This is a genomic window from Candidatus Magasanikbacteria bacterium, assembly GCA_021648085.1.
Taxonomy (GTDB): domain Bacteria; phylum Patescibacteriota; class Patescibacteriia; order Magasanikbacterales; family UBA922; genus JAKITS01.
This window is the reverse complement of sequence record JAKITS010000001.1, coordinates 446050-459772: the sequence shown is the minus strand read 5'-3', so window position 1 is coordinate 459772 and position 13723 is coordinate 446050. Positions and strand designations below refer to the sequence as shown.

Genomic DNA, 13723 nt, shown 5'->3' with positions numbered 1-13723 from the left:
AGGTTTGATTTTTTTAACTTACTGTTCTGTTGTCTAATGCATTTGATAGTGTAATGTCGTCCGCATAAAGCATATCACTTCCCATTGGAAGTCCACGAGCCAAACGAGTTATTTTAATTTCTCTTATTTCGTGTATTTTTTTGGATAAATACAAAATTGTAGTCTCACCTTCTAAATCTGGGTTTAATGCAAGAATTATTTCATTTACTTGCGGGTTCATTATTATTCTTTTTAGTAGACTTTCAATTTTTAACTGCTCTAAATTGTCCACTTCAGAACTAAGAGTTCCTCGTAATACATGAAAAAGCCCATTGTATTTAGTTGTGTTTAGTATTGTTTTTGTGTGTTGCGATTCTGCAACGACACAAATTTTTGTCCTATCTTTTTTGGGATTCATACAGATTGAGCAGGGGTCAGTATTTCCAAAATCCCAACAAATTTGACAACTTTTTACATTTTGTATGACATTGTTCAGTGCATTTATAAGCTCTGCAACCTCACCTTTTCCAGATTTTAACAAATAAAAAATATAGCGTTCAGCAGTTCTATGGCCTACGCCTGGTAATTTTTTTAGTGCATTTTTGAGTCTGTGAATTGGTTGAGGATACATTATTTTCGTTCGTAATCCTTGTTCATACAAAGATCCGTTTTTCTGTAATTAGAGCTCTAATTCAGACCTGGAATATTCGGTAATCCCCCCATATCTTTCATTTTCATTGCCATTATGCGCTGCATTTTTTTCATTGCATCTTTGTGTGCATCTTTTATAGCGTTTTGAAGTTTTTCTTTTTTGTCTGGTGAAAGCATTTCTGCATCTATTTGCAAATCTTTCATTGCCATAGTTCCGTCCATCACAAGTGTTACTTTTCCACTAGCAGAATTTACTGTAATTGTTTCTTTTTCCAATTCTTTTTGTAGTTCTTTTGCCTTGTCTCTCAAATCTTTGAATTGTTTCAGTTTGTTAAACATAATATTTATAATTAAAAATGTTATATAGTCTCTATCTTAGCTAAAAACCTGCTTTTTGTCTAGTTTTTTATGGAATTAAAAAAAAATAAGAGAAGTGCATCTCTTGTTTAATTCATAGTAATACACCGAGGCTTGCCTCGGTGTGGAAACAATTAAAACAAAAAATACCCTGGGGCTTTTGCCCAGGGGATAATTTATTTTTATAATTAGTTATTTTAAAACGGCGGAGCCTCTGGAACGGGTGCACTTCCTTGATGTTGTTGGGGTGGTTCTGTGGTTTGAAACCTTGTGTCTAAGTTTTTGAAACTGGCTTGAGTTTCATCAAAAAATGTTTTTATCATTCCAACTGGTCCATTTCTGTGTTTGGCGATGTGTACTTCTGCGATAGATCTTTCTTGCGGTGTTATGTCTTCTGGTCTATAGTTTCTGTCGGTTGCTTTTCTATATAAAAAAATAACAACATCAGCATCCTGCTCAATACTTCCTGAATCACGCAAATGAGAAAGTTTTGGTATTGCTGGTTTAGTTTGTTCTGCTGCACGGGAAAGCTGAGAAAGCACAAGAAGTGGAATATTTAATTCACGAGCGAGAAGTTTCAATCCACGACTCATATCAGCGACTTCTTGAACACGATTGTCAGATCTTCTGCCTGCACTACTCATCAACTGCAAATAGTCTATTACAATAAGTCCTATATCGTGTTCTGTTTTTAATCTTCTAGCTTTGGTTCTTATTTGAGTTATATTTGCGCCAGCACTGTCGTCTATAAAAATTGGAGCTTCGGACAAAACTCCCATCGCTGAGCCAATTTTTTTGAAGTCATCACTGTCTGGACTGTCGGACAAACTTCCATTTCTCATTTTCCACAAGTTTATATTTGCTTGTGCACATAGCATACGGTCTACAAGTTGTTCTTTGCTCATCTCCAATGAAAAAAGACCAACTCCAACTTTGGCTTGCACAGCTGCGTTTCTGGCAATATCTAAAGCAAAAGAAGTCTTTCCGACAGAAGGGCGGGCTGCCAAAATAATTAGGTCAGATTTTTGTAGTCCTGCCAATAGTTTGTCTAAATCTGTAAAACCAGTTGGGACTCCACGCATTTTACCTTTATCTCTGTGCAGCTCATCTATTCTTTCAAATGTGTCACTAAGAATGGATCTAATTGGCGAGAAATTTTGTTTTAAATGTTTTTCTGTGACGCCGTACATCAATTGCTGGGCATTGTCTAATACTGCTTCCACATCATCAGTCTCTTCTCCAAAAACTAGGTCGCTAATTTTTTCGCTAACCTCACTTAGTTTCCTAAGTGTTGCTTTTCTTTTTATTATTTCTGCATAATGTTTTGCGTGTGATGATGTGGGTACAGAATTGGACAGTTGAGCTAAATAAGATTTTCCGCCTATGTTTTCTAGTATTCCCTTCTCTTCGAGCTTATTGCTCAATACAAGTAGGTCTACGGGCTCATTTTTTGAGTATAGTTCGGAGATCGATTCAAATATTTTTGCATGAGCTCTTTTGTAAAAATCATCTGCCTCAATCATGTCTGCAATTTTTAGCATTGCATTTGGATCAACCAAAATAGAACCGATTAAAGATTTTTCGGCATCAAGGTTTTGCGGTGGAATTCTTCCTAATTCTGTTTGTTTTATCATAACAATTCGTATGGTATCCTACTTTTTGTTTTGCCACAAGTTGATAAACTGTGTAAAATGTGTTAATAAATAGGTGTTGACAGAATATAAGATATGAAAAAGATTTGTTTGGTAAACAATTTATATCCACCAAATTCGGTTGGAGGAGCTGAAACAGTTGTTTTTAAGATTGCAAAAAAGCATAAAAATAAAGGTAGAAAAGTTTTTATTATAACTTTGAATTGTGATGATAATAATAAAACAACAAAAATAGAGGAAGATGGAATTAGTGTTTATAGAATTCCAAAGTTTAATATTTTTGGTTATAAAGAATTATCATCAAAAAACTTTTTACATAAATTTGTTTGGCATTTTCTTGATAAGTTTAGTTTTTGGGGTAAAAAAGAAATTGAAAGAATTTTTATAGAAACCAATCCAGATACTGTGCATACTCACAATTTGACTGGGCTTGGATTTTTTATTCCAAAGTTAATTGATAGTTTGAAAATAGAGCATATTCATACATTGCACGATGTTCAATTAGTAGAACCAAGCGGGATTTTGAAATGGAATCATAAAAAAGATTTAATCCATCAAAAAATTTATAGTTTTTTTGTGAAGAAGAAAATTGGAAGTCCTAATTTTGTATTTTACCCGTCTGAATTTATAAAGAATTTTTATAAAAGTAGGGGTTTTTTTGAAGAGAGTTTGTGGAGAAAAACTAATAATGAGTTTAGAAAAACTAGTAATTTAAAAAAGAAAGTTAAAAATAATAAATTTTTATTTGTAGGTACTTTGAATAAAAATAAAGGAGTTCAAGTTTTATTGGATGCTTGGCGTATGATTTCAAAAGAAAAAAAAGTTGAACTTCATATTGTGGGAGATGGACCAATGGTAAAAGATAATTTTAAATTGAAAAAAGAGGATAAGAGAGTTTTTGTATATGGAAAGCTTGGAAAAGAAGATTTGAATAAAATGTATAAAAAATGCGATACACTTGTTTTTTGCTCTGTTTGTTTGGAAAATAAACCAAATGTAATATTGGAAGCTTTGGAAAATAATTTAAGTGTGATAGCATCAAATACTGGTGGAGTTGGCGAGCTTTTGAATAGAAAAACTGGAAAAATGTACAAGCCTGGGGACGCTAGATCTTTGGCTAATTTAATTTTAAATATTTGAAAAAATAGTATAATCTGGTAAGATTTAAGAGGTTCTTTACATTTGGAGGTAAAAAATGGCACACAATCATTCTGTTCGTAGAGCAAAAAGAAGTAAAAAAACATCAGTAAATCACAAAATAAAATAGGAGGTGGTGTAATGCAAAATTCTTTTAGGTATCCAGGCTCTGATTCTGTAAATAAGGAAAGAATAAATAAATTTAGAGATATTGTAAGAACATCAAGAAAAAATCATATAGAAGCTGTTGAAAAATTTGATAAAATGTTGGAGGGTATTTTTGTAGACTTTTTGGCAAACAGAATTCCAGAAAATGAGAGAGCAATAAGAAGGTCAAATTTTAAGGTAAAATTTTGGGGATTGGTGAGAAGGTATAAAACTGCAAAAATGTCTGAAAGAGAGGAAATAGAGAATAGATTTTTGGAAAATTGGAATTATATGATCCGCCCACTGCACGGTGATTGAGATGAAAAAAGAAGAACTTAGTGAATTGTTGCATGATGCGGCAATCACGCAAAACTTCGATAGACTTTTAGAAATTGAACTAGAGCTATTGAACGAAGCTTTGAGGTTGAGCGGTCTAGATGAGTATGGTTTCAATGATAGTCTAACTGATATAATGGAGCATTATTCTAACTTTAGCAGTAAGGTTAGAAAATCTGTATACCGTGGGGAAATAATAGATAAGTATGTTGATATTTTTGCTGAATATTGTTGTGAATAACAAAGTCTTGTATTTTATGCAAGACTTTTTTAATTGTTATTATCTTGTGTACTCATAAACCCAGAGTTGCATTGGTCCAAACTCCCACCAAGCGTCGGCTTCTAGTTTTGCTTTGTCACGAATTTCTCCAGCTGGAGCCCAGTAGCTGGTGTGTACAAAGTATGCCTTGTCTACTCCCATAAAATCCATAGCTTCTATCATCCATTCTTTTTTGGCATCCTCGTAAACCATTTTGCCAAAGAATTTGTACATTGGTCCGCCGGTAGGTATTGAGTAAAAAAACTGTTCTCCTTCTACAGTATTGTAATATTTTTTAAATCCAAACTCATGGATAGCTGCAGCAGAAATTATTTGATTTGTGATTACTATATAGTCTTGGTCTTTGTTTCTGTTTTCTATAAAATTTACAACTTCTATGTCTGCATCGCGAACGGTAAAACCTGTATAAAATGAAACTTTGTCGCGAGTTGGATATGTAAAATAAAATGAGCCAAGTAGAAAAATAGATCCTAAAATAGAAATAATTACTTTTTTGAAAATAGTTGTGGAAAATTTAATAAAAAATTCACGAAATGAAATTGCAATAAAAGGAATTAAAATTAGAGATACCATTGTTAAAATTCTTTTTGCATAATTTGCCTGTTCGTACGAGATTACATCTGTAAAAAATAAAACAGAACTTGTTATAAAAGCAGAAATAAATAAATATACAATTGTTTTTGCAAAAAAGTTTGCTTTTGTAAATTTGTATTTTTGAGTTGTTATAAAAAAACCATAAATAGCAATTAAAATAATAGTTGGAATTAGTAAAGATTTTGCAAAATATAAGAGTCGCCAAATAATAGGTGCGTTTTCAAAAATATACCAAAATGGTTGTTTGAATAATTCTAAAAAGTTGGTTGGATTAAAATGTATATTTGGTTTTCCTGAAGAAAGTAAACTGCTTGCAATAAGTGTGGTTGGAATAGCGAGCACAAGAAGTACTCCGTACATTTTTGAAAATATTTTATTATTTTTATCCAAAAGTGAGAATATATAAATAATTAGAGTTGGAATTCCAATAAGTGGGTGAATTAGGCAGATTGTAAGACTGGTTAAAATTCCAAATAAATTTGAACGCCAATTAGTTTCTTTGAATTCTTTCCAAATCCAGAGAATTACAACATAAAAAAGTAATAAGCTCAAGCTGTTTGGTGTGGTTTGTATAAAAAATGAAAGTGGAAAAAGTGGAATTAGAGCAATAGAGATGATAGTAAATTTTTTAAATTCTAATTTTTTGAAAGTAAAATAAGTAGAAAGTGGAATTAAAATTGCAGAAGAAATTGGAACTAAGGCTTTGTCTATAATTTCTATAGAGAAATTTGTGAGAAAATGAATAAGTAAAACTAAGGAGTATTGCCCAAGATAGTATGGTTGTTTTGGATAAATTGCACCATTTTCTTTGATAAATTTTTCTGCAGCTTGGTGAATAAACGGGTCAAAACCAAAACCGTATTTAAAAATAATTATAGCTACACTTAAAAATAGTGCAAAATAAATTGTAGTTGAAAATATTTTTATAATTTTATTTTTTGCAGTTTGCAAAAGTAAAAGTAGTAAAAAAGAGGTAAGTGTGAAAACTATAAAAAATTTTGGACCAATAATAGTCCACGGAGAGCTTAGTGTGTCACCATAATTTTTTGTAAGAAGTGTATAAAAAAGTACAAAAGATAAGATAACAAATGATGTGAATAGTGTTTTAGAAAATAAACTAATCTTTTCTTGAAATGAAACTTCGGATAATTTTTTTAGTAAATGACATTTACTTTTTTTAGAATTTAAAAAAAATGAAATTAAGGTAATAGATAAAATTGAAAATGAAACTGTGTTTATATTTATTTCGTAGAACCAATAAATAATGGTGAGAATAGAGATTAGTAATAATAAAACAGAAATTATACCGAAAAAAGTTTGCCACAGTTTGCATTTCAACACAAAAAATTTTCCAAATTTATAACCAAAAAATATTAAAAATATTAAAAAAATAACTGTGCTTAAATAGGGATTTGTTATTTTCCAAAGTGAAAACAACACAACTGTTGAAATTAGTAGTGAAAAAGTGATATACTTTAAATTATTGATATACTTCATTTTTATATTTTAGCAGAGTTATGAGAATTTTCAACCATTATGTAAAAACTCACAAAGATTTATTTAGGTTTCAAAAGGCACAAGAGGTGCATCCACACGATAAATTTTTGTATAGAGTTTTTATGAAGAAGTGGCCAAAAACTTGGACACCAAACAAAATAACAGCTTTTAGGGTTTTGATAACTCCTATAGTTTTTTATTTTATTATGATGCAAATGTATGAAATTGGAATGGTTGCTTTTTTGTTTGCAGCTTTTACAGACGCTCTAGATGGCTCACTTGCTAGATCTAGAAATCAGATTACAAAGTTTGGTATGATGTTCGATCCTTTGGCGGATAAGTTATTAATTGGGTCTATTGTTTTACTTTTGGTTTTCAAATATTTCAACCCTATTTTGGGTTTTTCACTTTTGGGTATAGAAATTATATTTATTTTGTCTGCGTTGTTTGCTAGAGTAAAGTTCAAAACTGTAAAAATGGCAAACATTTGGGGAAAGATAAAAATGGTCTTGCAAGTTGTGGCTGTGTTTGCGACACTTAGTGCTATTTTATTAGATGCACCAAATTTATTTACTATCGCAGCTTGGACTTTTGGAATTGCGATAGGTTTTGCTATTGTTAGTTTGTTTGCGCATGGAGTTTAGAATATGAAGAAATTAATTTTATTTTTATTGGGGGTAGATCTCCTTTTTTTATATCTTTTTTTTAAGAGCGGATATTTTTTGGGTGCCGGCTGGTTTTTTGGTGGAGTATTTTTAATTTTGCTGGCATATTTGTGGCAAGGAATTTTAAACAAAATAATTGTTTTTGGTAAAAATTTTTGGGTTAGATTTGGATTGGCTTTTTCGCCAGTTATTCTATTGCTTAGTTTTTTTAGCTCTGCCTTTATAGTTTTTTATAAATTAAGTAATACAATAATTTGGTGGACTTATTTTCTATCAGCTGTTTTTACTATTATTTTTTGGTGTTTGTCCGAGAAAAATAAGAGGTTACCAAAAACATTCTATAAATTAGAATTGGGATTATTTCCAAATACCATTTCTAATAAAACTCCTAAGTTTTGGCTGCGACTTCAAGAAAATTTTTTTTCTATGCTATGGCATAACAAAAAACTTTTCTTTTCGTCTCGCTCAAAATTTAGAAATTTTATTAACGAAAGCGTATTTGGAAATAATCCCAGAAAACAACTTTTCAAAAAGAGATGGTGGTTTATAACTTTGTATTTAGTAGGTTGGATTTTTGGAATGATTTTACTTTTCCAATCTAAAACAGGAGAGGTTCTACAAACTCCGTGGCAAGCTATCTCACCTTGGTTTTTGATTGTTTTTTTCTTATTAACTTTTTTAGCGGGAATTATTACATTTTCTAGGTTCAAAGTCGGCAAGGTTTTATTTATTTTGATTTTGCATTCATTTTTACTTCATTCTTATCTGCCGATGGCACACACAAATCCTTGGGGTGGAGATGTTTGGCGACATTTGGCAATAGAGCAAAAACTGGTAAATGAAGAGCAGATTTTGCCAGTTTTAGTTGGTGAAAATGTGGAGTGGAAAGAAGTTGCCGGTGTTGATATTCCAGTCGTGTTTACAGCTCCACAAAAATATAGTTATGGGCAGATGTGGGGATTGAACATAGTTTTTGCAAAGACTTTTGGTTTTAAATTGAATACTTTGCATATTTGGTTAACACCAGTTTTGTGGTCGTTTTTTGTGCCATTACTTTTATTTTTTATTGGAAGTTATCTCTTTAGATCTCGTTGTTTTGCTTTACTTTTGGTGTGGCTTAGTTTTTTACCATTTCCATTTCAAGCTTTGGGCGCTCTTACTTTGCCGGTTAGTTTAGGTTTTATATCATTTTTGTTTACTTTATTACTTTTGGTTTTGTATTTTGGCGAGGACAAAAGGATAAAATCAAAAAATAAAAACCTTCAGAAAATGCTCGCTATATTTTTTGGAGTGAGTATGATTTTTAGCTATTCACTTTATTTGTTTGTTTTATTTCTGCTAGTTTTTGCCATTTTAATTTTTAAGAAATTCAAAAATAATATAGCTAAAATAATTTTATTATTTTCTGGAATTTTATTTTTACCTATTATAGAAATAATCAGCAAAACAAGTGTTTGGCCAAAAAGTTTCAATTTTGTAGAAAGTCTTACGCAATTTGTGGGGCAATTTAGCGGTTGGTATTTTGCGCGCGCAATTCGCCCACACGATATTTTGAGTGGAAATATATTTTTCAATCACACGCCAGAGTTGGCTTTTGTTGGTTCTATTTTTACAAATTGGCGATGGTATATTCCTATCGTTTTGCTGGTTTTGTGGGGAACGGCGACTTTTGGATTTATCAAAAAGTTCAAGACAAAAATAGTCAATGAATTTACTATTTTATTTTTGAGCATTAGTATTTTTGGAAGTTATATAATTGGCTGGTTCTTTTTGGAAGGTGATAGGCAGCTTGTCCGTAGATTGGATTTACTTTTAGCTTTTTCTGTTTTACTCCTTTTTATTTTTGGCGCTAGCTATTTACTTCAAAACAAAAAAGTAAAGCCATATATAATCTTAATATTTTTAGCAGTATTTAGTTTTTTTGCCACCACAAATCTTGCGAGTGGGCCAGATATGAGAGTGGTAAGTGAAAATGAATACAAAATGGCAGAGAAAGTTTGGAGTCAAGTGGAAGGAGAAAATTATTGTGTAATCGCAGACACTTGGATTTTACTTCCTCTCGAAGCTATTTCAAGTAGAGAAATAATTGGTGGAGGTTTTCCAATAGATTATCAATTTGGTCAGAGCGAGCTTGCAGAAATCCATAATGGTCTAAAAAATGGAGAAAATGAGGAGTTATTAAAGCGAGCATTTGAACTTACAAACGCAGAAACTTGTTTTATGGTAAAAGAATATGAAAATGGAAGGTTGGGTTTAGAGGTCAAAATACTTGAAAAAAATGTTAAATAATGTAAAACTATTAATTATATGAATGAATGTCTACTCTGCAAAATTTCAAAAGGTGAAATTCCAAGTTACAAAATATATGAAGATGAAAATTCTTTAGCATTTTTGGATATTGAGCCCCACTCCAAAGGTCATATAATGGTGATTCCAAAAAAGCACGCTGTGACAATTTTGGAATTGGATGAGGAAAGTATGAAAAATCTATTTGCATCTGTAAAAAAAGTTACAGAAATTATAAAAGAGAAATTGAATCCAGATGGATTTAATATTGGTTGGAATCATGGTGAAGCTGGTGGGCAAGTTTTGCAACATCTGCATGTGCACATAATGCCTAGATACAATGGCGACGGTGGCAAAAGTATGCACGCAATTGTAAACAACCCAGGAGAATTAAGCGTGGAAGAGGTACATAAATTGTTTTAATAATTTATGTCATCTTGAGCGAAGTCGAAAGATCTCGAGACAATATCACTAAAGTATAAATAATTAAAAAGAAATTAGTCCAACCTGCCTGTTTGTCGACAGGAAATCTCGAATGTTCGGGAAGCTTAGGACGGAACAGAAAAATATTTAATAATAAGAATGTATGAAATTACTTGTAACCGGAGGGGCTGGTTTTATAGGATCAAATTTTATTCGCTACTGGCTAAAAAAATATCGGCACGACAAAGTGGTAAACTATGATTTGCTAACTTATGCGGGGAATTTGGAAAATTTAAAAGATGTGGAAAACAATCCAAATTATACTTTTGTGCAAGGCTGTATTGGTGATGCAGAAAAATTGAAAGAAGCAATGAAAGGTGTGGATTATGTGGTAAATTTTGCAGCAGAATCGCACAATGATAACGCAGTAAAAGATCCTGGGATTTTCCTAAGAACAAATGTGATTGGAACTCAAATTTTATTAGAATCTGCTAGAAATGAAGGTGTAAAAAGATTTCACCATGTTTCTACTTGCGAGGTTTTTGGAGACCTAGAATTGGACGAGGACAGATCTTTCAAAGAAGGTGATGCATATGCACCCAAGACTCCTTACAATGCTTCCAAGGCTTGTACAAACCATGTGGTGATGTCTTATGCAAATACCTTTGGGTTGCCGGTTTCTATTAGTCATTGTTCCAACAATTATGGACATTATCAATTTCCAGAAAAGTTGATTCCACTTTTTACAATGAATGCTTTGGAAGACAAAAGTTTGCCATTGTTCAAGAGTAGTCAAAACAGGCGTGAGTGGATTCATGTAGACGACCACAACCGAGGAATTGAATGTATTTTGCTAAAAGGAAAAGCAGGAGAGGCATATAACTTAGGAACTGGAGTGGAGAAGAGTGTGGAGGATATTACAGATTTGATTTTGGAAACTTTGGGAAAACCACAAAGTTTGAAAACTTATGTAGCAGACAGACTTGGGCATGATAAGAGATATCTAATGGACACAACAAAAATAAGAAAGTTGGGTTGGGAGCCGTTGATTTCTTTTGAAGAGGGAATTCGCGAGACTATAAACTGGTACAAAGAAAATAGAGGTTGGTTAGAAAATATAAAAAATGGAAACTATAGAAATTACAAAAAAATGGAAAGTTTTGGTAGTGAGAAAAAGAATATCCTAATAATTGGTGCGGGTGCAATGGGAACTGAGTGTGCACAAAGTTGGGACGATGCGGTTTTGAGCAACAAAAGAATAAATTCAAAAGAAGATGTTTTGGAGCTTTTGGACAAGTATCAACCAACAGCAGTTTTGAATACTGCCGGAGTTCGTGGAAAGCCAAATGTAGATTGGTGCGATGACAATCAGCTAACCACGATAGTTGGAAATGTAAAATTGCCGATTATGATTGCAGAGGCTTGTCAAGAACGCGGAGTTTACATGCTTCATGTTGGTTCTGGTTGCATATATTATGGTGAATCCCCAGATTTAGCTGGTTGGACTGAAGATGACTTTGGAAATCCAAAACCAACTTATTCTAGAGCAAAATGGGCTGCAGACTTGGTGCTTTCTACCTTGCCAAATGTTGGGATTGCTAGAATTAGAATGCCACTTGGCTCAAAACCGGCTCACTGGAATCTAATAGACAAATTGGCGAGTTTTGAAAAAGTGATAGATGTGGAAAATAGCGTGACAATAGTGGATGATATGATAGATGTGTTTTATCAACTTCTAACCAAAAAAGCAGAAGGAATATTCCACGTCACAAATCCCGGAACAATTCGCCACCGCGAAATTATCTCAATGTACGAGGAGCTGGTAGACCCAACACACACAAATGAATGGATAACAAATGACCAATTGGTAGAACAAGGCCTCGCCAAAAAAGGAAGATCCAACAATTTCTTACAATCCAAAAATTTGGAAAAATATGGAATTAGAATGCGCCCAGCGAAGGAAGCATTGAGGGATTCTTTGGTGAAATATGGGAGGGTTAAATATAAGTAAAAAATTGTTAAACATGAGAGTTCAAAAATCACTAAATAAATTATTAAAAGATCTTGACAATCATTTATTTTTATTGAAAACTTCAGTTGAAAATTATTCCACTCATTCTGCTTTTTTTATATCTATGGCTAATGAATTACGAACTTTAGTTTGTAAAGGAAAGGATCATGAAGATATTCTTCCTGTATTAATAAAACTTTTTAATTTTGACGAATCACCTTATTTTAAAAATAAAATATCTTTAACAAAATTTTTACATCAAAAAAATATTATATTAAATAAAAAACGTTATTCTAACTTAGAGTTTATTAAAATATTGACTACACATAGTGGAGAATTTATTCATATTAGAAAGGATACTGATTATAGATTTATTTTAGGTAGCCAGTTTGTTATTAATGGTATATCTATTTTAAATAGAGAATTACTTATTGTTGCAAAAGATATTCTTCATATTGGAGGTTCTTTTTTAGAATATATAAAAAACTTATCTACAGAAGATAAAGAAAAAATAAATAATAAATATCTCAAATCAATTAAAAAATAAAATGGAAATTATAGAATTCCTTCGACAATTTAGATTTTGCGAATATATTATATTTGGCTTTGTGGTGGCTTTTGGGGGATTCTTTAGTGAAATATGGTAAAATAAAGAATGAAAGAAAAGTTTGTTAATTTTTTAATGTTTAAATTTTTATAAAAATAATTAAATAATATATATTTTTTAGTTTTATTATAAAAATAAATTTATGAAGTTTATTGATTTATTTGCAGGAATTGGAGGAATTAAAATAGCATTTGAAAATGCTGGGTTTCAATGTGTTTTTTCTAATGATTTTGATAAAAATGCAAAAATAACTTTTGATTTAAACTTTTCTAAACCTATTGAAATAGATAAACAAATGGTGCTTGGTGATATTCAAAAAATTTCAACTAATAAAATTCCTGAATTTGATATTTTGTGTGGGGGATTTCCATGCCAACCTTTTTCTATAGCTGGATATAGACAAGGCTTTGAAGATGAAAGTGGAAGAGGTAATTTATTTTTTGATATTATTAGAATTTTAAAAGATAAAAAACCAAAGGCTTTTTTATTAGAAAATGTAAAAAATTTAAAAACACACGATAAAGGGAATACTATTAAAGTTATTTATAAAGAATTAGAAAAATTGGGATATAAAGTGACTAATAATGTTTTGAATGCAATGAAATATGGTAATGTGCCTCAAAATAGAGAAAGAATTTATATTGTAGGTTTTTTAGATCAAAAAGCTTTTGACAACTTTAAATTTCCAGAAAAAATACCGCTTACAAAAACAATTAATGATTGTTTAGAAAATAAAGAAGTTGAAGATAAATATTATTACAATGGTAAACCTCTTTATGAAAAATTAAAAGATGATATTACAAAAAAAGATACTATTTATCAATGGAGGAGAAAATATGTAAGAGAAAATAAAAATAATGTTTGTCCTACTCTAACAGCAAATATGGGAATGGGAGGACACAATGTTCCTATAATTTTAAATGGGAAAGGTATTAGAAAATTAACTCCAAGAGAGTGTGCAAATTTTCAAGGATTTTCTAAAAATTATAAACTTCCAAATATTGCAGATTCTCATCTTTATAAACAGTTTGGTAATTCTGTTTCTATTCCTGTAATTGAGAGAATCGCAAAAAATATGAATTTAGCATTAACAAAATAAAA

13 protein-coding genes and 1 pseudogene are annotated in these 13723 nt (G+C 31.3%); 10 read left to right on the top strand and 4 right to left on the bottom strand.

Annotated elements, in window-relative coordinates; translation table 11 throughout:
- Nucleotides 1-13 precede the first annotated feature (13 nt).
- The 3 genes from recR to dnaB all read right to left on the bottom strand — a co-directional run bounded on the left by recR (nt 14) and on the right by dnaB (nt 2621).
- Complete coding sequence (gene recR, locus L3J07_02330) at nt 14-640, bottom strand: recombination mediator RecR (GenBank protein ID MCF6276665.1); 627 nt, start codon at nt 638-640, stop codon at nt 14-16.
- Between the two features lie 26 nt (nt 641-666).
- A complete protein-coding gene (locus L3J07_02325; GenBank protein ID MCF6276664.1) occupies nt 667-969 on the bottom strand; it encodes a YbaB/EbfC family nucleoid-associated protein in 303 nt (100 codons plus the stop codon).
- A 215-nt stretch (nt 970-1184) separates the two neighbouring features.
- Complete coding sequence (gene dnaB / locus L3J07_02320) at nt 1185-2621, bottom strand: replicative DNA helicase (GenBank protein MCF6276663.1); 1437 nt, start codon at nt 2619-2621, stop codon at nt 1185-1187.
- A gap of 93 nt (nt 2622-2714) precedes the next feature.
- Between dnaB and L3J07_02315 the strand changes: the two genes are divergently transcribed.
- The 3 genes from L3J07_02315 to L3J07_02305 all read left to right on the top strand — a co-directional run bounded on the left by L3J07_02315 (nt 2715) and on the right by L3J07_02305 (nt 4500).
- A complete protein-coding gene (locus tag L3J07_02315; GenBank protein ID MCF6276662.1) occupies nt 2715-3779 on the top strand; it encodes a glycosyltransferase in 1065 nt (354 codons plus the stop codon).
- 138 nt (nt 3780-3917) lie between these two features.
- Nucleotides 3918-4241, top strand: a complete 324-nt coding sequence (locus L3J07_02310; protein ID MCF6276661.1) for a hypothetical protein — start codon at nt 3918-3920, stop codon at nt 4239-4241.
- A complete protein-coding gene (locus L3J07_02305; GenBank protein MCF6276660.1) occupies nt 4234-4500 on the top strand; it encodes a hypothetical protein in 267 nt (88 codons plus the stop codon). Before L3J07_02310 ends, L3J07_02305 begins: the two co-directional genes overlap by 8 nt.
- Before the next feature lie 39 nt (nt 4501-4539).
- On the opposite strand, the gene L3J07_02300 is transcribed toward L3J07_02305, so the two are convergent.
- Nucleotides 4540-6474, bottom strand: a complete 1935-nt coding sequence (locus L3J07_02300; GenBank protein MCF6276659.1) for a hypothetical protein — start codon at nt 6472-6474, stop codon at nt 4540-4542.
- Nucleotides 6475-6650: 176 nt separating this feature from the next.
- On the opposite strand from L3J07_02300, the gene L3J07_02295 reads away from it, so the two are divergent.
- The 7 genes and pseudogenes from L3J07_02295 (at nt 6651) to L3J07_02265 (ending at nt 13721) form a co-directional block, all read left to right on the top strand.
- Complete coding sequence (locus L3J07_02295) at nt 6651-7274, top strand: CDP-alcohol phosphatidyltransferase family protein (protein ID MCF6276658.1); 624 nt, start codon at nt 6651-6653, stop codon at nt 7272-7274.
- 3 nt (nt 7275-7277) lie between these two features.
- Nucleotides 7278-9584: a hypothetical protein gene (locus L3J07_02290; GenBank protein MCF6276657.1), complete on the top strand. Its 2307-nt coding sequence runs from the start codon at nt 7278-7280 to the stop codon at nt 9582-9584.
- A gap of 18 nt (nt 9585-9602) precedes the next feature.
- On the top strand, nt 9603-10004 hold the full coding sequence (locus L3J07_02285) for an HIT family protein (protein ID MCF6276656.1): 402 nt from the start codon (nt 9603-9605) through the stop codon (nt 10002-10004).
- A 163-nt stretch (nt 10005-10167) separates the two neighbouring features.
- A pseudogene (rfbB, locus tag L3J07_02280) lies at nt 10168-11148 on the top strand (dTDP-glucose 4,6-dehydratase).
- Between the two features lie 60 nt (nt 11149-11208).
- Nucleotides 11209-12015, top strand: a complete 807-nt coding sequence (locus tag L3J07_02275; GenBank protein ID MCF6276655.1) for a sugar nucleotide-binding protein — start codon at nt 11209-11211, stop codon at nt 12013-12015.
- Nucleotides 11993-12562 carry a hypothetical protein gene (locus L3J07_02270; protein ID MCF6276654.1) on the top strand — a complete coding sequence of 190 codons (570 nt, stop codon included), beginning with the start codon at nt 11993-11995 and terminating at the stop codon, nt 12560-12562. The genes L3J07_02275 and L3J07_02270 overlap by 23 nt, the downstream gene beginning before the upstream one ends.
- Before the next feature lie 202 nt (nt 12563-12764).
- On the top strand, nt 12765-13721 hold the full coding sequence (locus L3J07_02265) for a DNA cytosine methyltransferase (protein ID MCF6276653.1): 957 nt from the start codon (nt 12765-12767) through the stop codon (nt 13719-13721).
- Nucleotides 13722-13723: the final 2 nt, after the last annotated feature.

Bases quoted from the DNA above. Each gene is read 5' to 3' on its own strand.
- L3J07_02270 (MCF6276654.1), top strand. From the start codon at position 11,993: ATGGGAGGGTTAAATATAAGTAAAAAATTGTTAAACATGAGAGTTCAA.
- L3J07_02265 (MCF6276653.1), top strand. From the start codon at position 12,765: ATGAAGTTTATTGATTTATTTGCAGGAATTGGAGGAATTAAAATAGCA.
- L3J07_02315 (MCF6276662.1), top strand. From the start codon at position 2,715: ATGAAAAAGATTTGTTTGGTAAACAATTTATATCCACCAAATTCGGTT.
- L3J07_02295 (MCF6276658.1), top strand. From the start codon at position 6,651: ATGAGAATTTTCAACCATTATGTAAAAACTCACAAAGATTTATTTAGG.
- dnaB (MCF6276663.1), bottom strand. From the start codon at position 2,621: ATGATAAAACAAACAGAATTAGGAAGAATTCCACCGCAAAACCTTGAT.
- L3J07_02290 (MCF6276657.1), top strand. From the start codon at position 7,278: ATGAAGAAATTAATTTTATTTTTATTGGGGGTAGATCTCCTTTTTTTA.
- L3J07_02275 (MCF6276655.1), top strand. From the start codon at position 11,209: ATGGGAACTGAGTGTGCACAAAGTTGGGACGATGCGGTTTTGAGCAAC.
- L3J07_02285 (MCF6276656.1), top strand. From the start codon at position 9,603: ATGAATGAATGTCTACTCTGCAAAATTTCAAAAGGTGAAATTCCAAGT.
- L3J07_02325 (MCF6276664.1), bottom strand. From the start codon at position 969: ATGTTTAACAAACTGAAACAATTCAAAGATTTGAGAGACAAGGCAAAA.
- L3J07_02310 (MCF6276661.1), top strand. From the start codon at position 3,918: ATGCAAAATTCTTTTAGGTATCCAGGCTCTGATTCTGTAAATAAGGAA.